The sequence below is a fragment of the Luteimonas sp. RC10 genome, from assembly GCF_014192745.1.
GTDB lineage: Bacteria > Pseudomonadota > Gammaproteobacteria > Xanthomonadales > Xanthomonadaceae > Luteimonas.
Genome location: NZ_JACHYJ010000008.1, coordinates 194,413 through 212,922, shown reverse-complemented (window position 1 = coordinate 212,922; position 18,510 = coordinate 194,413). Strand labels below are relative to the sequence as shown.

The 18,510-nt window shown below is 71.6% G+C and carries 17 protein-coding genes; 12 read left to right on the top strand and 5 right to left on the bottom strand.

All coding sequences use genetic code 11. From position 1 onward, the window contains the following. The first annotated feature begins 100 nt into the window (after positions 1-100). Entirely contained in the window at positions 101-322 is a 222-nt protein-coding gene (locus FHW73_RS14985; RefSeq protein ID WP_183427547.1) for a hypothetical protein, read from the top strand. A 169-nt stretch (positions 323-491) separates the two neighbouring features. Here FHW73_RS14985 and FHW73_RS14980 read toward each other — a convergent pair whose 3' ends face one another. Then, on the bottom strand, positions 492-956 hold the full coding sequence (locus FHW73_RS14980) for a transposase (RefSeq protein WP_183427546.1): 465 nt from the start codon (positions 954-956) through the stop codon (positions 492-494). Between the two features lie 231 nt (positions 957-1,187). Continuing rightward, positions 1,188-1,721 (bottom strand): hypothetical protein, encoded by a 534-nt coding sequence (locus FHW73_RS14975; protein WP_183427545.1) that lies wholly within the window; start codon positions 1,719-1,721, stop codon positions 1,188-1,190. 64 nt (positions 1,722-1,785) lie between these two features. Between FHW73_RS14975 and FHW73_RS14970 the strand changes: the two genes are divergently transcribed. Together FHW73_RS14970 and FHW73_RS14965 are read left to right on the top strand one after the other, a co-directional pair. Further along, a complete protein-coding gene (locus FHW73_RS14970) occupies positions 1,786-3,942 on the top strand; it encodes a bifunctional (p)ppGpp synthetase/guanosine-3',5'-bis(diphosphate) 3'-pyrophosphohydrolase (RefSeq protein ID WP_183427544.1) in 2,157 nt (718 codons plus the stop codon). A 91-nt stretch (positions 3,943-4,033) separates the two neighbouring features. Then, on the top strand, positions 4,034-5,542 hold the full coding sequence (locus FHW73_RS14965; RefSeq protein WP_183427543.1) for a hypothetical protein: 1,509 nt from the start codon (positions 4,034-4,036) through the stop codon (positions 5,540-5,542). Here the strand turns inward: FHW73_RS14965 and FHW73_RS14960 are convergent, their stop codons facing one another. Continuing rightward, a complete protein-coding gene (locus FHW73_RS14960; protein WP_183427542.1) occupies positions 5,543-7,660 on the bottom strand; it encodes a glycosyltransferase in 2,118 nt (705 codons plus the stop codon). Positions 7,661-7,781: 121 nt separating this feature from the next. Between FHW73_RS14960 and mrcB the strand changes: the two genes are divergently transcribed. From mrcB to FHW73_RS14930, 6 genes are read left to right on the top strand one after another with little or no spacing between them, the layout of a single operon-like run. After that, the gene (gene mrcB / locus FHW73_RS14955) at positions 7,782-10,268 is read left to right on the top strand and encodes a penicillin-binding protein 1B (RefSeq protein ID WP_183427541.1); all 2,487 of its coding nucleotides are present in this window, start codon (positions 7,782-7,784) and stop codon (positions 10,266-10,268) included. Continuing rightward, the gene (locus tag FHW73_RS14950) at positions 10,265-10,792 is read left to right on the top strand and encodes a hypothetical protein (RefSeq protein WP_183427540.1); all 528 of its coding nucleotides are present in this window, start codon (positions 10,265-10,267) and stop codon (positions 10,790-10,792) included. Before mrcB ends, FHW73_RS14950 begins: the two co-directional genes overlap by 4 nt. A gap of 20 nt (positions 10,793-10,812) precedes the next feature. After that, positions 10,813-12,894 (top strand): ATP-dependent DNA helicase, encoded by a 2,082-nt coding sequence (locus tag FHW73_RS14945; protein ID WP_183427539.1) that lies wholly within the window; start codon positions 10,813-10,815, stop codon positions 12,892-12,894. Next, positions 12,891-13,595, top strand: coding sequence for a tRNA (adenosine(37)-N6)-threonylcarbamoyltransferase complex dimerization subunit type 1 TsaB (gene tsaB, locus FHW73_RS14940; protein WP_183427538.1), 705 nt, complete (start codon positions 12,891-12,893; stop codon positions 13,593-13,595). The genes FHW73_RS14945 and tsaB overlap by 4 nt, the downstream gene beginning before the upstream one ends. A gap of 46 nt (positions 13,596-13,641) precedes the next feature. Continuing rightward, positions 13,642-14,304, top strand: coding sequence for a signal peptidase I (lepB, locus tag FHW73_RS14935; RefSeq protein ID WP_255493018.1), 663 nt, complete (start codon positions 13,642-13,644; stop codon positions 14,302-14,304). After that, the gene (locus tag FHW73_RS14930; RefSeq protein ID WP_221187584.1) at positions 14,301-15,104 is read left to right on the top strand and encodes a class I SAM-dependent methyltransferase; all 804 of its coding nucleotides are present in this window, start codon (positions 14,301-14,303) and stop codon (positions 15,102-15,104) included. The genes lepB and FHW73_RS14930 overlap by 4 nt, the downstream gene beginning before the upstream one ends. A gap of 12 nt (positions 15,105-15,116) precedes the next feature. On the opposite strand, the gene FHW73_RS14925 is transcribed toward FHW73_RS14930, so the two are convergent. Then, the gene (locus tag FHW73_RS14925; protein WP_345776196.1) at positions 15,117-15,986 is read right to left on the bottom strand and encodes an energy transducer TonB; all 870 of its coding nucleotides are present in this window, start codon (positions 15,984-15,986) and stop codon (positions 15,117-15,119) included. A 59-nt stretch (positions 15,987-16,045) separates the two neighbouring features. Beyond that, positions 16,046-16,987, bottom strand: coding sequence for a glutathione synthase (gene gshB, locus FHW73_RS14920; RefSeq protein ID WP_183427537.1), 942 nt, complete (start codon positions 16,985-16,987; stop codon positions 16,046-16,048). Between the two features lie 159 nt (positions 16,988-17,146). On the opposite strand from gshB, the gene FHW73_RS14915 reads away from it, so the two are divergent. The 3 genes from FHW73_RS14915 to FHW73_RS14905 are packed head-to-tail and all read left to right on the top strand — an operon-like array spanning position 17,147 to position 18,487. Continuing rightward, entirely contained in the window at positions 17,147-17,551 is a 405-nt protein-coding gene (locus tag FHW73_RS14915; RefSeq protein WP_183427536.1) for a response regulator, read from the top strand. Positions 17,552-17,561: 10 nt separating this feature from the next. Continuing rightward, a complete protein-coding gene (locus FHW73_RS14910) occupies positions 17,562-17,927 on the top strand; it encodes a response regulator (protein WP_183427535.1) in 366 nt (121 codons plus the stop codon). Next, positions 17,924-18,487, top strand: a complete 564-nt coding sequence (locus FHW73_RS14905; RefSeq protein ID WP_183427534.1) for a chemotaxis protein CheW — start codon at positions 17,924-17,926, stop codon at positions 18,485-18,487. Before FHW73_RS14910 ends, FHW73_RS14905 begins: the two co-directional genes overlap by 4 nt. Positions 18,488-18,510 lie beyond the last annotated feature (23 nt).

The window sequence follows — 18,510 nt, the reverse complement described above, 5'->3', positions numbered from 1 at the left end:
CTGCGGTCGCGGCCTCGGCGGACTTGCCGCCTCCGGACGAGCCGTGCCGGATCGAAGGAAGTGCGGCGATTCGCTGTAGCCACTTTCAAGGAGGAATACGATGAAGACATCAATCCGCTGGATTTCGACCGTCTGTGCCGTGGTGTGTCTGGGGGCAATGGGAACTGCCCTCGCGGCGCCGGCCACGCCTTGCACGGCTCAGAACAACGGTGCCACCGAGTACGTGCCCAATCTCAATGGCGGCGCGATCTACGAATGCGTCGATGGCAGATGGTGGCGGATCGCTGTCTGCAACCAGAGCGGGCAGTGCACCTACCTCTGACGAAGGATGCGGCCGCTCCGCGCGATGGAGCGGCCGTTTCGCGCGCCCGGTAGCGGACACTCGGCGCGCCTTGCCATAGCGTTGCTTCGAACCTCGGCCGTGTAGCGTATGCAGCCTTGGACCGGGGACGATCGATCGCGTGCTCAGGCGTCCGCCTGCTGGCGAAGCGCTATAGGGCCGCGATGGCGTGCGTGTCGCGCGTCCACCAGTGGCGATGAGCGCGCAAGCGTCCGTCCAGGCCGTCTCGGCGTGGTTGGGCGATGAGTTCGCGCACATGGTCGCCGAGATCGGCGTCCGGGCGCAGCCGCCGATCCATGAACCCGGCCTGCCAGATCGAACCGGCACCGCGGCAGCGGCCGCGAATCGCCCGGGCGGTCTGTGACTTGAACGTCTGCACGACCTGCCCGAGCATCGGGACGCGCAGTTCGAAGAGCCAGTGCACCCGGTCGGGCATCAGCACCCAGGCTTCGGAGCGCAGCCAACCCTGTCGCTCGCAGGTCTCGATCTCATGGCGCGCGATCCGTGCGTAGAGCGGGTCGTGCAGCCAGGGCACGCGGCCGTAGGTGACCGCGGTGACCACGTAGTGCGTGCCTTGTGTGGAGCGCGGAAGCGGTTGGGGGCGAGGACTGGGCATGCCGACAGCGTGCCTCGCACGCCGTGGCACGCGAATCGGGCATCCCCCGCGCAGCGCTTAGGAAAATGCCGCGTGGCGAGGGCGGGAACTTCCCGGTCACTGCACGCAGGCGAACGCGGAGCACTGGCTGTGCCGCGCTCGAGCTCGCAGTGGCGTCGCAGACGGCCGTATGCGCTCGCGGGTCCGGTCAAGCGCCGCGCGCTGCGCACGGCGCCGCCGGGCGCGGCGTGCTCAGCGGACGCGTTCGACCTTGGCCTGGGTGTTGTAGCCGTCCACCTTCAGCCACCAGGCGCCGAGCATGCCGGGGCGGATGCGCACGCCGACATCGGTGCCGCGGGCACCCGAGAGCGTCGCGCCGTCGATCTGGCGCCAGACCTGGCCATTGGCGAGCGTGTACTGCCGGCCGCTGGCAAAGCCCTGGAACGCGCCCACGATCGTGCTCTCGATGGGCTCACGTGCCGGCGCAGGTGCTGGCAGCCCGGTGGCGGCGGAGGCGGCCTCGCGGCGGCCTTCCTCGCGTGCCTGCGCGATTCGCGCCTCGACATCGGTGCCGCTGCCCACCGCAGCAGCCGCGGCGGCCGGGGAACCGGCTTGGCGGGCCAGCCACGCATTGAGCCGATCGAGCTCGGCGTCGTCGAGCTTGCCCAGCCCGGCAGCACGGAATTCCGCGGCGCTCATCCGGTCCTCGATCCGGGGCTGCTGCGCGAATGCGGGCAGAGTGGCCGCCAGCACGGTGGCGATCAGGACGCAGTGGAATGCACGCATGCTCTGTTCCTCGGACGGGGTCGCGGGCTAGTGTAGACGGTCCTGCGACCGTCCCGAACACCTCATGTCCGAGCCTGCCGGCCCACTGCCGGATCGCCTGCTGGCACTGCCTTCCACGGCAGCGCTCGGGCCTGCCCTGCGCGCGGCCTTGCAGGAGGCGGCCGCCGCGGCCGACGGCGTGGCCGAGCTCGATGAGAGCGTGCTGCAGGACACGCTGGCGTCGCTGGCGCTGCTGGGCGCCGATGGCGATGTGGTCGCCGCGGCGATCGCCGATGCGGTGCCGGTCTGGCGCGCGCCGATGCGCGCGCGCGTGCCCGCGCTGGCGCCGCTGCTCGACGGTCTTCGCGCCGCGCATCAGGTCTGGTCGCTGCACGCCGAACACGTGGGCAGCGGCAACCCCGAAGGCCTGCGCCGGCTGCTGCTTGCGCTGGTGCGCGACCTGCGCGTGGTGCTGGTGCTGCTGGCCCGGCAACTGGCACAGATGCGTGCGGCGGTGCGCGCCGACGAGCCGACCCGGCGTGCGCTGGCGCTGCTCACGCGCGACATCCATGCGCCGCTCGCCAATCGCTTGGGCATCTGGCAACTGAAGTGGGAGCTCGAGGACCTGGCGTTCCGCTATCTGCAGCCCGAGACCTATCGCCGCATTGCCGGCCTGCTCGATGACAAGCGCGCCGGCCGCGAACGCTACATCGAACAGGTGCGCACGCAACTGGGCGAAGCGCTCGCTGCGCAGGACGTGCGCGCTGACGTTGCCGGGCGACCCAAGCACATCTACAGCATCTGGCGGAAGATGCAGAAAAAGCAGGTGCCGATCGGCGAACTCTACGACCTGCGCGCCGTGCGCGTGCTGGTCGACGACGTGCCGGCCTGCTATGCGGCGCTGGGCGTGGTGCACGCGCTGTGGACGCCGATCCCCAGCGAGTTCGACGACTACATCGCCCGACCCAAGAATAACGATTACCGCTCGCTGCACACCGCAGTCGTCGGGCCGGAAGGCAAGACGCTGGAGGTGCAGATCCGCACGCGCGAGATGCACGAGGCCTCCGAACTGGGCGTGGCCGCGCACTGGCGCTACAAGGAGACTGGCGGCTCGCAGCGCGCACCGGCCGGCAGCGCCGCGCTCGAACGCCGGATCGAGTGGATGCGGCGGCTGCTCGAATCGCATACCGACGGCGGACGGGCCGAGGGCCTGGTCGATGCGTTCGATACCGAACTGGTCGAGGACCGGGTCTTCGTGCTGACGCCCAAGGGCGAGATCATCGATCTGCCGCAGGGCGCGACGCCGCTCGATTTCGCCTATCACGTGCACACGATGGTCGGGCACCGCTGCCGTGGCGCGAAGGTCGACGGCCGCATCGTGCCGCTCGATACCGTGCTGCGGACCGGCGAGCGCGTCGAAATCCTGACCGCCAAGCTGCCGTCGCCGCGGCGCGACTGGCTGGTCGCGGCCAATGGCTTTCTCGCCAGCCCGCGCTCGCGCGAGAAGGTGCGCAACTGGTTCCACAAGCTCGATCGCGAGCGCAACGTCCAGGCCGGCCGCGAACTGCTGGAGCGCGATCTGCGCCGCTTGGGTCTGCTGCAGGCCGATCTGGCGCCGGTGCTGCCGCGCTTCAACGCGAGCAGCGTGGACGATCTCTACGTGTCGGTCGCGCTCGGTGATGTGGGGCCGAACCAGATCGGCCGGGCGCTGCTGGAGATCGAGCGCGAACGTCACGCGCCCGCGCAGGACGATGCGCCGACGTTGCCGCTGCGCCGGCCGCGCCGCGCGCCCAAGGCGGCCGATTCGAGCTTCCGCGTGGTCGGGGTGGACAACCTGCTGGTGCAGGTCGCCCGTTGCTGTCGTCCGGTTCCGGGCGAGCCGATCGCCGGCTATCTCACCCGCGCGCGCGGCGTGAGCGTGCATCGTCGCGACTGCCCGTCGTTCCTGCGCTTGTCGACAGGCCAGCCGCAGCGGGTGCTGCCGGTCGAGTGGGGCGAGCAGGGCGGCGGCCACGAGTCGGATGTCGTCGTCGAGGCCGTCGATCGTCGGCACCTGCTCAAGGACCTGAGCAACCTGATCGCCCAGGAGGATGTGCACGTGCTGGCGATCCAGAGCGAACACCACCGGCTCTCGCGCGTGCAGTTGCGGCTGCGCTTGCGGGTCTCCGATTACGGCCAGCTGGCGCGGCTGCTGGGCAAGCTCGACAGTGTGCCGGGGGTGGAGCTGGCGCGGCGGGCGTGAACGATCGCGACATCGGTGTTCAGCTCGATCTCGCATACTGCGCGGCGTGAACGGCGACGATCTCTCCAACGGACCTGCGCCCGCCCGGCGCTTGGCTGCCCGACCGTGGCGGTCGCTTGCGGCCGACGCGCCCTGGTGGCGCCGCTGGCCGGGGGTCTTGCTGGCGGCGTGCATCGGCCTGGCGCTGTTGGTGTTCGGCGTGCGTGTCCTCGTCGTCGACCGGCTGTGGCCCGAGACGCGGGTGCAGGCGCTGCTCGACGATGCCGCCCAGGCGATCGCGGAAGGGCGCCTGGATGCCGGCGACGGCAGCGGCGCGCGGCAGCTGTTCGAGGCCGCGCAGGCGCTCGACCCCGACGATGTGCGGCCGCGCGCGGGACTGTCGCAGGTCGCCGATGCGGCGCTCGTCCAGGCCCGCGCCGCCGTCGAGGCGCGGCGTTTCGACACCGCCCGGCGCGCGCTCAAGCTGGCCCAGGACTTGTCCGCACCGCGCGATGCGATCGAGGCCCTGGACGCCCGACTGCGCGCGCTCGAGGCCGGTGGCACGGCGCCCGAGGTGCTGTTGCGCCGGGCCCAGGCAGCGCAGGCCCAGGGGTGGCTCGATGCCGGTCCCGATGCGGCGTTGCCGCTGTACGCGCGGGTCCTCGCGATCGAGCCCGGCAACGGCGATGCGTTGCGTGGGCGCGACGAGTCGCTGGCCGCGCTGCTCGAGCGGGCACGCGCGCGGCTGCGCGACGGCGATCTGAGCGGCGCGGCGGCGCTGGTCGCCACGGTGCGCAATTACGATCCCGGCCACGTCGACCTGCCCGACACCCAGGCACGCCTGACCGAGGAACTCGATGCACTGCGCCGGCGTGCGGCGACGCATCTGGCAGACGGGCGCATCGAACGCGCCGTCGCCGAATGGCGGATTCTGCTCGCCTTCGATGCCGAGGACGCCACTGCGCAGCGCGGGCTGCTCGATGCAGGCGCCGCGTATGCGCAGCGCGCCGAGCGCTATGCCCGCGACTTCAACTTCGCCGATGCCGATGCGCAGCTGCGCGAGGCGCAGGCGCTGGCGCCCGACAGCGAGGCAGTGCGCGCGGCCGCGCTGCGGATCGAGCGCTCGCGCGCGGTGCATGCCGACCGCGGCACGCAATTGCCGCCCCAGGAACGCCGACGCCGGGTCGCGACGCTGCTGCAGCAGGCGGCCGCCGCGCAGGCGCGCGGCGATCTGATGTCGCCGCCGGGCGACAGCGCCTACGACCATGTCCGCGCCGCTCGGTTGCTCGCGCCCGACGATCCGGCGGTCACCCGCGCCTCGGCGCGATTGCTGCCCGGCGCCCGCCAGTGTTTCGACGCCGGCCTGCGCGCCAACAACCTTGCGCGCGCGCATGCCTGTCTCGACGCCCGGGTCGCGCTGGGCGAAGGCGAGCCTGCGGCGCGCGATGCGCGGCGGCGGCTGGCCCAGCGCTGGCTGGCGATCGGCGACGAACGTCTGGGGGCGGGCAATCTCGCCGGCGCGCAGGCCGCGTTGTCGGCAGCGCGCAGGATCGATCCGGGCGTGCCGGGGCACGCCGAGTTCGCGCAGCGGCTGCGCACCGCCTCGCTCAACAGCGGCTGATCAGGGCTGCGCGCGGTCGTCGGCACCGTCGACGAACACCGCCTGGACGGTCCGGCGCGCCGCATCGAGAGAGAAATGCTGTCGGACATTGTCCAGGCCGTGCTCCGCGAGCCGGGCCCACAGCGTTTCGTCCTCGTACAGGCGCACGACCGCGTCGGCGAACGCGTCGGCCTGGTCGGCCAGCAACACGTCGTGCCCGTCATGCAGTTGCATGCCTTCGGCCGCGCAGGTCGTGGCGACCACCGGCTGGCCATGGGCCATGCTCAGATTGACCTTGCCCTTGACGCCGGCCCCGAAGCGCAACGGCGCAACCGCGATGCGACAGCCGTCCATGTAGGGCGTGATGTCCGGCACGTGGCCGTGGATGATCACGCCGTCGACCCGGGCCAGCGCGGCAATGGCGTCGTCGACGTGGTCGCCGATGCAGTGGAAGCGTACCTGCGGCAGGCGTGCGCGGATCGCCGGAAAGATCGCGCCGACGAACCACTTCACTGCATCGACGTTCGGCGGATGGCGGAAGCCGCCGACGAAGACCAGATCGTGCCGCTGCGCGAACGGCCGCCCGGGCCCGGCGATCTCGTGCAGGTTCGACAACAGCGCCACCCGGGCCTGGGGCGCGTCGCGGGCCAGCAGGGCGACCTCGCTCGGGCTCACGACCAGGGTCATGTCGCAGCGGCGGACGACGTCCAGTTCCTGCGCCCGCGTGCGTTCGGCGGCGCGGCGCAGCGCGGGATCGCCCGAGACCTCGGCGCCGCGCAGTTCGCGCAGGTAATGCAGGTCGATGGTGTCGAAGATCACCTGCGCCTGCGGTGCATGCCGGCGCACCAGCGGCAGGAACTCGTGCGCGATGTAATGGCGACACAGCATCACCCGCGAGAACCGGCCGCCGTGCGTGCGTAGCCACTGCGCCGCGCTCTTGGCATAGGGCGCGTACCAGACTTCGACGCCGATCGCCTGCAGCGCCTGCGTGGCCGCGCCCAGGTGACGGCGGTCGGCCGGCAGGAACACCACGTGCATGCCCGCCTCGCGGAGGAGCCGCATCAGATTGACCAATCGCAGCGAGGCCGAGTCGCGGTCGGGCATCGGGGTCACGCTGTCGATGATCAGCACCTGGGGCACACCGGCGCGCGGTAACTGGCCGGCTGCCACCGGATCGGCGGGCCGCTGCGCCAGCACCTGCGCCCAGCGCGCGGCGAACACCGGCTGGTTGCGCGCCTGCGCCGCCTTCATGCCCTGCGACAGGTCGGTGCCTGCACTCACGCCCTCCAGGTGCACCACGCAGGCTTCGGGCTGCACGAGCACGCGCAGCCCGGCGTCGCGCACCCGCAGCGCGAGATCCGCATCCTCGTAGTAGGCCGGCGCATAGCGGCTGTCGAAGCCGCCCAGGCGTTCGAACAGCGCACGCGGCAGCATCAGCGCCGCCCCTGACACGTAGTCGACATCGGCGCAGTAGCGCAGTTGCGGATGCAGCGGGTCGGCGAACCGACCGCGGTTCTCGCCGCGGCCGTCGCGCACGAGCATCGTGCCCGCTTCCTGCAGGCGGCCATCGGGATAGACCAACTGCGCGCCGACGATGCCGACATCGGGGGCACGCGCGAAGGTTGCCAGCATCGCGTCCAGCCAACCCGGCTGGGGCACGGTGTCGTTGTTGAGGAACAGCAGATGGCCCCCGCGTGCCAGCGCCGCGCCCGCGTTGCAGGCGCCGATGAACCCTGCGTTTGCCGGCATGGTGTGCAGGCGCAGGCCGCCGATGCGGGCCAGGGTCGCCGCGCTGTCGTCGGGGCTGGCATCGTCGACGACGATGATCTCGAGCGAGGCCCGTGGCGGGTGCGCGGCGATCGCGCGCAGGCAGGCCAGGGTCTGCGGCAGGTGGCCGTAGACCGGGACCACGATCGACACCGCGGGTGCGTCATGGCACGGAACGTCGAACGGCGCGAACGCGCTCAGGTCGGCGGCGAGCAGGGTTTGCCGCGCGCGCGGTGCGAACACGCCGAACTGCGCGCCGACCCGCTGCCACGTCGCCCGCAGCCCGCGCATGCGCAGGCTTGCGAGTCCGCGGCGGAACAGGCCGAGCGCCCGGACGAGCCGGAAGCGCGCATCGGCCAGGGAAAACGACATGCGTCGGAACTCCAGCTGACTGGTCGGGAGGCCGCCCGATCCCGCCCGAAGGCGCTGGGATAGACTGCCGGGCGCTATTGTGTCACCCACATCGACCCGCTGCCGCGGGTGCAGGACATCCATGGCCCGGATCGATTACGAAGACGACGACGATCTCGACGATGACGGCGCAGCGCCGTCGACCTGGCACCGCCGCCTCCTGAGCTGGATGCTGGCGCTGATCGGCCTGGGACTCGGTTTCCTGATTCCCTACACGCTCTACCTCAATCATCAGGTCGGCGAGCGGTTCGGCGCCTTGCGCTGGCAGATGCCCACGCGCGTCTATGCCCGGCCGCTGCATCTGGCGCAGGGCGTGGCGATGAATGCCGCGACGCTGAAGACCGAACTGGCCGCGGCCGGCTACCGCGAAGGTGACGGGGTCAAGCCCGGGACCTACGCCACCGAGGGGGCACACTGGACGATCGCAAGCCGCGGCTATCGCGATGTCGACGGGGTCGTCGCGCCTGCGCGCGTGCAGGTGTCGCTGTCGGGCGGCCGCATCACGCGGCTGCGCGATGGCGAGGGCGGTGCGATCGAGGCCGCGCGGCTGGACCCGGCGCGCATCGCCACCCTGTACGGACAGCAGCAGGAGGAGCGCCGCCTGGTCCGCGTGCAGGAGGTGCCGCAGTTGCTGACCGACACGCTGCAGGCGGTCGAGGACAAGGACTTCGCGCACCACCATGGCATCGATCTGAGCGGCATGGCGCGCGCGGCGCTGGTGAACCTGCGCGCCGGCGAAGCGCGGCAGGGCGCGAGTACCCTGACCCAGCAGCTCGCGCGCAGCGGCTTGCTGGGCATCGGCCGCGAACAGACCTACACCCGCAAGTTCAACGAGATCCTCTACGCACTGCTGATCGAGGCGCGCTACGACAAGGGCGCGATCCTGGAGGCCTATCTCAACCAGGTCTACCTCGGCCAGCGCGGCGCGCAGGCGATCCACGGCGTCGCCGCCGGCGCCGAGTTCTGGTTCGGGCGCCGGATCGACGATCTCGAGCCCGAACAGGTTGCGTTGTTGGTCGGCATCATCCGCGGCCCGTCCTACTACGATCCGCGCCGCCAGCCTGAACGTGCGCAGGTGCGTCGCGACTTCGTGCTGGGCAAGATGCGCGAGAGCGGGCTCATCGATCAGGCCACCTACGACCGGGCGCTGACTCGCCCGCTGGGGGTGACCGACACGCCGGGCAACATCGCCGCCAATCGCTTTCCCGCCTACGTCGACCTGATCCGCCGCCAGCTGGCCAACGACTATCCGGCCGGCGCATTGCAGGGCGCCGGGCTGTCGGTCATGAGCGCCATGGTGCCCTCCGCCCAGGCCTACGCCGAGGGCGCGACCGTGCGCACGCTCAAGGATCTGGGCACGCGTGGGCGCCCGGAACTGCAGGCTGGCCTGGTCGTCACCGACGTGCATACCGGCGAGGTCATCGCTGCGGTCGGCAGCCGGGTGCCGAGCGAGCACGGCTTCAATCGTGCGTTCGAAGCCCACCGCCCGGTCGGATCGCTGCTCAAGCCGTTCGTCTATCTGATCGCGCTCAGCAACCCGACCCGCTATTCGCTGGCCAGTTGGGTTGACGACTCGCCGGTGACGGTCACGCTCGAGAACGGCAAGCGCTGGTCGCCCGGCAATGCCGACGGCCGCAGCCACGGCACGGTGCGGCTGATCGACGCATTGGCCAACTCGTACAACCAGTCCACGGTGCGCGTGGGCATGGATGTCGGCCCGCGCGCGCTGGCCGACGTGGTGCACATGCTCACCGGCATCCGCGCCGAGGCCAATCCGGCGTTGATCCTCGGCGCGATGGACCAGAGCCCCTATGCGATGGCCCAGCTCTACCAGTTCCTGGCATCGGGCGGCGAAGTGCAGACGCTGCGCACCGTGCGCGGCGTCATCGACGAGCAGGGGCGCGTGGTCAACCGCTACGACATCCAGCCCAGCCCCGCGCAGCAGAGCGATGCGCTGTCGGCGCGCGTGGTCACGATCGCGCTGCAGCACGCGGTGACCTCGGGCACCGCGCGTCGGCTGGTCAACGACGGCCTCGGCCGGCTCAACGCCGCCGGCAAGACCGGCACCAGCAACGACGGACGCGACAGCTGGTTCGCCGGCTGGACCGGCGACCATCTGGGCGTGGTGTGGGTCGGCAACGACCAGAACGCGCAGACCGGACTGGTCGGCGCGACCGGCGCGATGCGGGTGTGGTCGGGGCTGTTCTCGCGGCTGCCCAGTGCGCCGCTCGACGTGGGCAGCGAGGGCCTGGAGTGGCAGTGGGTGGCGCAATCCACCGCGACCGATGCCGACTGTCCGGGCGCACGCCGGTTCGCGTTCGTCGCCGGCTACGCGCCGCCGTACCAGTCCTGCCGCGGCTACGACCAGGACGGCCAGCCGACCTACATCGATCAGGACGGCAACCCGGTCGACGCCAATGGCGCGCCGATCGAGACCGAACGGCGCGGCTGGCGCGAGTGGTTCGGCTTCGGCCGCCGCGATCGCGACGAGGCACCGCCCGCGCCGACGCAACCGCAATCACCGCCGCAACCCGCGGCTCAGCCGCCCGCCGAGGAACTCCCACGATGACCGCCTTCCTGTTGCGTGGTGCCTGCTGCGCCGCCGTGCTCGCACTGGCCGCGTGCACTACGCCGTCTGCATCCGCCCCGGCCGCAGCGCCGGCGACCACCGTCGCGCCGCAGACGATGGTCGCGGCGATCCGCGCCGCCAGCGGCGACGGTGACGGTGAGCTGGCGGTGCAGCCCTTGCGTGATCCGATGGTCGAGGATCTGCGCGAGCGCGCGGTCGCACTCGAAGGCCAGGGCGATGTGGCCGGCGCTGCGGCCGCGCTCGATCAGGCACTGGAGATCGTGCACGACGACCCCGCACTGCTGCAGGAGCGCGCCGAGCTTGCGATCCTGCAAGGCGAGTTCGCGCGGGCGGCCGAGCTGGCCGAGCGTGCGCATGCGATCGGCAGCCAGGTCGGCCCGCTTTGTCGCCGGCACTGGATCACGCTCGAGCAGGTCCTGCTCGCCTCGGGCGATGCCACCGGCGCGACCGCGGCCCGCACGCAGGCCGACGGCTGCCGCGTCGCCGGCCCGCAGCGCTACTGATTCGGGACCGCGACGTCCGGGTGTCGGCAGCGGACGCCAACGGCCTGGCTGCACGCAGCCGCGAGGCGCTGGTCGAAGGCGGGCCGCTGGCCGCGCACATTCCGGCCTTCCGCCCGCGCGCGGCGCAGCAAGCGTTGGCGATGGCGGTCGGTGACGCCATCGAGCAGCGCGCCACGCTGCTGGCCGAAGCCGGCACCGGCACCGGCAAGACCTTTGCTTACCTGGTGCCGGCACTGCTGTCGGGGCTCAAGACGATCGTCTCGACCGGAACGCGCGCGCTGCAGGACCAGCTCTATCACCGCGACCTGCCGCGCGTGCGCGACGCGCTCGGCAGCGGCCTGCGCAGTGCGCTGCTCAAGGGGCGCGCGAATTACCTGTGCCTGTATCGGCTGGAGCAGGCGCGTGGCGCGCCGCGGCTGGCGACGCGCGATCAGATCCATCAATTCCAGCGCATCGTCGCCTGGGCCGGGCGGACTCGGCTGGGCGATGTCGCCGAACTTGACGGCCTGCCCGAGGACACCCCGCTGTTGCCGATGGTCACCTCCACCGTCGACAACTGCCTGGGCAACGACTGCCCGTTCTGGAGCGAGTGCTTCGTGGTCCAGGCGCGCCAGCGCGCGCAGGCCGCGGATGTGGTCGTCGTCAACCATCACCTGCTGCTCGCCGACCTGGCGCTCAAGCAGGAGGGCTTCGGCGAGATCCTGCCCGGCGCGCAGGCCTTCATCGTCGACGAGGCACACCAGTTGCCCGAGCTGGCCGCGCAGTTCTTCGGCGAAGGCCTGAGTGCGCGGCCCCTGGTCGAACTGGCGCGCGACGCCGTGGCCGAGTGCCGCGACGTGCCGGGTGCGCTGCCGGTGCTGCAGTTGCCTGCGCAGGCGCTCGACGGCGCGGCGCGGGGGCTGCGGATGGCGATGGACGGCTTGCCGGCCCGCGGCACCCGCTATCGGGCGCTGTACCAGCCGGCGGTCGAGGATGCATTGCATGCGCTCGACGAGGCCCTGGTGCACCTGCGCGACGTGCTGGCGCCGCTGCGCGAGGCCTCGCCCGGGCTCGACGCCTGCCATGCCCGCGCCGCGCTGTGCCTGACCCGGCTGCGTCGCTGGAACGACGGCGCCGCGTCGGCGGCGATGTTCGACGATGCCCAGGTCACTGACGAGTCGGAAGCCGAAGCAAGCCCCGCCAAACACCCCGGCGACGACAGCGTGTTGTGGTACGAGCTGACGCCGCGCGGCTTTCGCCTGCAGCGCACGCCGTTGGACGTGTCGGCCCCGCTGCGCGCGCATCGTGAGGTCTCGCAGGCGGCCTGGGTGTTCACCTCGGCGACGCTGGCGGTCGACGGCAGCTTCGAGCACATCGCCAAGCGGCTGGGGCTCGACGCACCGCAGACGCTGCTTGCGCCGAGTCCGTTCGACTGGGCGCACCAGGCGCTGTGCTATCTGCCGCCGCGGCTGCCCACGCCGGCCGCGCCCGCCTACACGGCCGCGGTGGTCGATGCGCTGCTGCCGGTGCTGGACGCATCCGGCGGGCGCGCGTTCGTGCTGTTCGCCTCGCATCGCGCGCTGCGCGAGACTGCGGTGCTGTTGCGCGCCTCCACGCGCTGTCCCTGGCCGCTGTTCGTGCAGGGCGAGGCGCCACGGCAGGTGCTGCTGCAGCGCTTTCGCGAGTCGGGCAACGGCGTGCTGCTGGGCGCGGCGAGTTTCCGCGAAGGCGTCGATGTCGCCGGCGATGCATTGAGCGTGGTGGTCATCGACAAGCTGCCGTTCGCCGCGCCCGACGACCCGGTGTTCGAGGCGCGGCTCGATGCGATCCGCCGCGCCGGCGGCAATCCGTTCCGCGACGAGCAATTGCCGCAGGCGGTCATCGCCCTCAAGCAGGGCGTGGGCCGGCTGATCCGCACCGAGGCCGATCGCGGCGTGCTGGTGCTGTGCGATCCGCGCTTGCTCGGACGCGGTTACGGCGCGCTGTTCCTGGACTCGCTGCCGCCGCTGCCGCGCACGCGCGAGATCGCCGATGTCGAGGCGTTCTTCGCCGCGCCAGCTGCGACAATCCTTGCCGGCGAGACCGACGCCGACCTCCCGCATTCCGAGTCCCAGCCTTCATGAAACTGCTCGCGTTCGAAACCGCCACCGAGGCCTGCTCCGTCGCGCTCTGGGACGACGGCTGCGTGCTCCACCGCAGCGAGATCGCGCCGCGGCGCCATGCCGAGCTGGCGCTGCCGTGGGCCGAGGCCTTGCTGGCGGAGGCCGGGATCGCGCGCAGGCAGCTCGACGCGGTCGCGGTCAGTCGGGGGCCGGGCGCGTTCACCGGCGTACGCCTGGGCATCGCGCTGGTGCAGGGCGTGGCGTTGGCGCTCGATCGCCCGGTCGTCGCTGTCTCGACACTGGCCGTGCTCGCCATGCGTGCCGGCGCGGGCGAGGGCGCGCACGTGCTTGCGGCGATCGATGCCCGCATGGGCGAGGTGTACCGCGCCGCATTCGCCATGCGGGCCGACGGACCAGAGGCGATGTCCGACGAGCGTGTCGGTGCCCCCGACACCGTCGAACTGCCGGGGACGGGCGCGGCCTGGTCTGGCGTCGGCACTGGCTTCGGTGTCGCCGACGGCGTGCTGGCGGCGCGCCTGGGCGCGTCCCCAGCGCGGATCGACGCGACCGCATTGCCGCAGGCCGCCGATCTGGCCGCCCTGGCGGCGGCTGCGTTCGCCCGCGGCGAAGCGGTCGCACCGGAGCGGGTCGAACCGGCCTACCTGCGCAACGATGTCGCACTGACGCTGGCCGAGCAGCAGGCGCGCCGCGCGGCGCGCTGAGCGGAACCGCGAACGTCCGCGACTGTCCTATCCTGAGTCCACCCTCATGCGGAAGCCGACCATGTCCTCGCCGTCGCCTGCAGGTGCTCGCCCCTCGTCCACCGTGCGCCCCGCCGGGCGTCTGCGCGGCTGGCTGCGTCGCGAGGGACTGCCGCTGGTCGTCCTGCTCGGTCTGTTGTTGATCGCGCGCTCGTCGCTGGCCAACCACTATCACGTGCCCAGCGGTTCGATGATGCCGACGCTGCAGCCGGGCGACCGCGTGGTCGTCGACATGCGCGCCTACGGCCTGCGGGTGCCCTTCACCGAATGGATCCTCTGGCCGGGCGACCGCCCGGCGCGCGGGGACGTGGTCGTGTTCCGCTCGCCGGCCGATGGCATCCGGCTCATCAAGCGGGTCGTTGCCACCGGCGGCGACCGGGTCGATCTCATCGACGGCCACCTGTCGATCAACGGGGTCGCGCTGGCGCCGGTGGCCGGCGCGCCCGAGGATTTCGGCACCCGCCAGGCCGTGCTCGATCTGGCCGACGGCGGCGGGCCGGACATCCACGGCCTGCGGGTGCCGGCAGGGCATGTGCTGGTGCTCGGCGACCATCGCGGCGCGAGCCTCGACGGCCGCTGGTTCGGCGTGGTGCCCAGCGACGCGATCTACGGCCAGGCCCGCGGCGTGTTCTGGCGGCGGGGCGAAGGCCCGGGCTGGACCCCGCTGTGACCGCTGTCGACGCACAGATCCGCTTCGACGATGGCGCACGCTACGAACGCTATATGGGCATCTGGAGCCGGCTTGCCGGTGACCGGTTTCTCGACTGGCTCGCAGCGGCGCCGGGCCTGGACTGGCTCGATGTCGGCTGTGGCAATGGCGCCTTCACCCAGGCGCTGATCGCGCGCTGCGCGCCGGCACGGGTGTACGGGATCGATCCGTCGGTGCCGCAACTGACGCACGCGCGGGCGCGGCTGGCCGGAGGTGCGGCGCAGTTTCTGGCCGGCGATGCGATGGCATTGCCGTTTCCGGCGGCCAGTGTCGATGCGCTGGTCATGCCGCTGGTCATCTTCTTCGTGCCCGATCCGGCACGCGGCGTGGCCGAGATGGCACGGGTCGGGCGCCCCGGCGCGCTGGTCTCGGCCTATGCCTGGGACCTGCCCGGCGGCGGTTTTCCCTACCACGCGTTGCAGGCGCGGTTGCGTGCCTTGGGGCTGACGCTGCCCGCACCGCCGTCGCCGGATGCGTCGCGCCTGGAGGTGCTGCAGGCGCTGTGGACCGGCGCCGGGCTGTGCGAGGTGCACACGCATGCGATCGCGGTGCAACGCACATTCGTCGGGTTCGACGATTACTGGCAGACCGTGCTGGAGGCGCCCAGCATCGGCCCGCAACTGGCCCGGTTGCGGTCGGCCGAGGTCGCGCAGTTCGCCGCCGAGGTCCGCGCCGAACTTCCGATCGATCCTGCGGACGGCACGATCTCAGTCTGGGCACGCGCCCATGCCGTGGCCGGCCGTGTGCCCGGCGGGCGGTGAGCGCAGGCGCCGTCAGTCGTCCACCAGGGCGCCACCGGGCAGAAAATTCCAACTGCGGGTGACGTGCAGGATGTCGATCTGCTCGTCGGTCGGCGGCAACGGCGGATAGGGTTCGGCGAGCCGGGCAATCCGCAGCGCGGCGTCGTCGAGCAGGGGCACGCCGCTGCTGCGGATGATGTCGGCGCGTTCCACCGAGCCATCGCGGCGGATCGCCACGCTGATGACCAGGCGGCCGGCCAGCCCGCGCTGGCGGGCCTCGTCGGGGTAGTTCAGGTTGCCCACACGCTCCACGCGATCCACCCATTGCCGCAGGTACGTGGCGTAGACGTACTCCTGGGTGCTGGCGGAGACGAACTTGCGCTTGGGCCTGCGCGCATAGCGCTCCGAGCGCAGGTGGATCTCTGCGGCCAGTCGCGCCATTTCCAGGTCGCGTTCGACCCGTTCGGGGCCGGGCGGCTGCGTGCGGCGGTCGGCCTGCGGCGTGGGGTCGGGGCTCGGTACCCGGGCCTGGCCGCGAGCACTGGCGACGATGCGCTCGCGCGGCGGCGGCTGGGTGTCGGGCGATTGCGCACGCAGCGGGCGGGGCGCGACGCCTGCCTCCGGTTGCGGCTGCAAGCCTGGTCGCGGCTCGCGCGGCCGCAGGCTGCGCGTGTCCTCGCCGCCGCCCTGGTGGCTGGCCTGGGCGAGGAAGTCGGCCTGGGCCTGGGTCAGCGGGCTCGTGGTCTCGGTCAGGATCACGTCCAGCGTCGGCACCACCGGTGCGGCGTCTTCGGTCGAAAAGCCGATGCCCAGCACCAGCAGCCCGTGCACCAGCAGCGACAACGCCAGCGTCGCGCCCAGGCGCGCGTCGTCGCCGATCCGCGGCGGCGACGCGGCGGTCACGGCCTGGCGCCGCCGGCGCTAGCGGCGCGCATCCGGAGCGATCCGCGACCGGGCCCGTGTCATCCGCGCTCGATCGCGTCGAACAGCTGCCCGGCGATGTTCAGGCCGAACTGCGCATCGAGCTCGCGCACGCAGGTCGGACTGGTGACGTTGACCTCGGTCAGCCAGTCGCCGATCACGTCCAGGCCGACGAAGCGCATGCCGCGCGCGGCGAGCGTCGGGCCGACCTGGGCGGCGATCCAGCGGTCGCGCTCGCTCAGCGGCCGGCCCTCGCCGCGACCGCCGGCGGCCAGGTTGCCGCGGAACTCGTCGCCCTGCGGAATCCGTGCCAGGCAGTAGTCCACCGGCACGCCGTCGATCAGCAGGATGCGCTTGTCGCCGTCGACGATCTCCGGCAGGTAGCGCTGCGCCATCGCCAGCCGGCGGCCTCCGTCGGTCAGGGTCTCGAGAATCACGTTGAGGTTCGGGTCGCCGGCCGCGGCGCGGAAGATCGAGCGTCCGCCCATGCCGTCGAGTGGCTTGAGCACCGCCTGGCCGTGCTCGGCAACGAAGGCCTTGAGGGCGGCCGCGTCGCGGGCGACCCGCGTCGGCGGGCAACATTGCGGGAACGCGAGCGCGCCGAGCTTCTCGTTCATGTCGCGCAGGCCCTGCGGATCGTTGACGATCTGCGCGCCCTGGCGCTGGGCGACGCTGAGGATCTGGGTGTCGTTGATGAACTCCGGATCGACCGGCGGATCCTTGCGCATCAGCACCACGTCGCCCTCGCCGAAGCGATGCACGGACGGTGTGCCAAGGCTGAACCAGTCGGCGGGATCGTCGCGCACGGTCAACGGCGCCAGCGTGGCCACGGCCTCGCCGCCGTCCATGCCCAGGGCGCCGGGCAGCACGTACTGCAGGCGGTGGCCGCGCCGCTGCGCCTCGAGCAGCATCGCGAACGTCGTGTCCTTGGCGATCCGGATCGACCCGATCGGGTCCATCACCACGACGACGTTGAGCGACATGCCGGCATCCGCGCAGAGGGAAAGCCGGCATGGTAGCAGGGCGATTCCAGCGCAGCCGGCACCGGTGCGTGTACGCTTGACAGCCCAGCGACCGGCTGGGATATAACTCCGCGATGCTGCGGCGCCGAACCGGCGCGCCGGGCAGGGGACAGCAACCGCATGAGCAGTGACGACAGATCATCCACCGGATGCCTTGATGGCTTGCGGGTGATGGTGATCGACGATTCGAAGACCATTCGACGGACCGCCGAAACGCTGCTGCGCCGGGAAGGCGCCGACGTGGTGACCGCGGTCGACGGCTTCGAAGCCCTGGCCAAGATCGTCGAGCACGCCCCGCAGGTCATCTTCGTCGATGTGATGATGCCGCGGCTCGACGGCTACCAGACCTGCGCGCTGATCAAGAACAACCGCCGCTTCGGCACGACACCGGTCATCATGCTCTCATCCAAGGACGGGTTGTTCGACAAGGCGCGTGGCCGGATCGTCGGTGCCGACGAATACGTCACCAAGCCGTTCACGCGCGAGGAGTTGCTCGATGCGATCCGTCACCACGTCGACGCCTGAGGGGAAAGGCATGGCTCGCATCCTGTTGATCGAGGACTCGCCCACCGACACCGCGGTGCTGACCCAGTGGCTGGAGCGGCATGGCTACGAAGTGCTCGCCGCCGCCAATGCCGAGGACGGCATCGCGTTGTGCCGCAGCGAGCGGCCCGACTTGGTGCTGATGGACGTCGTGCTGCCGGGCATGAGCGGCTTCCAGGCCACCCGGGCACTGGTGCGCGATCCGCAGACGGCGGCCATCCCGGTGGTGATCGTCAGCACCAAGGGCATGGAGACCGACCGCATGTGGGGCCTGCGCCAGGGCGCGAAGGGCTATCTGGTCAAGCCGCCGACCGAAGTGGCATTGATCGCGCAGATCCGTCAGGTCCTGGGCGGGTGAACGCCGCGGCGCCCGACCTTGCGGCATCAGCGCCAGAGGCGTTCGCGCTGCTGGCCGACTTCGAGCGACGCAGCCTGGCGCATGTCGTCGGGCTGCCCGAACAGTTGGATGCGCCCGGCCTGTGGCGCGGCGTGGGCTATCGCGTCGGTCGCCGGCTGCTGGCCTCGGCCTTCGACGAGGTCGTCGAGATCCTGACGATGCCGCCGATCACGCCCGTCCCCGGCGCCCAGCCCTGGATGCTCGGGGTGGGCAATGTACGCGGCGCCTTGCTGCCGATCGTCGATCTGCGTCAGTTCCTGGAAGGCGAACGCAGTGCGCCGCAGGACGGCCAGCGGATGCTGCTGGTCCGTCAGCCCGGCGGCGATGTCGCGGTGACGATCGACGCGCTGTTCGGCCAGCGCAGCTTCCTGGAACAGGACCAGGTGCCGGCCGACCCGATCGCCACGGGGCGCTACGCGCACTTCGTCGATCGCGCCTACGCGCAGGCCGGCGCGGTCTGGGGCGTCTTCAGCCTCGACCGTCTGGTCCGCACGCCCGAGTTCAGACATGCCGCGGCCTGACGCCGCGGCGCGCATCACGATCA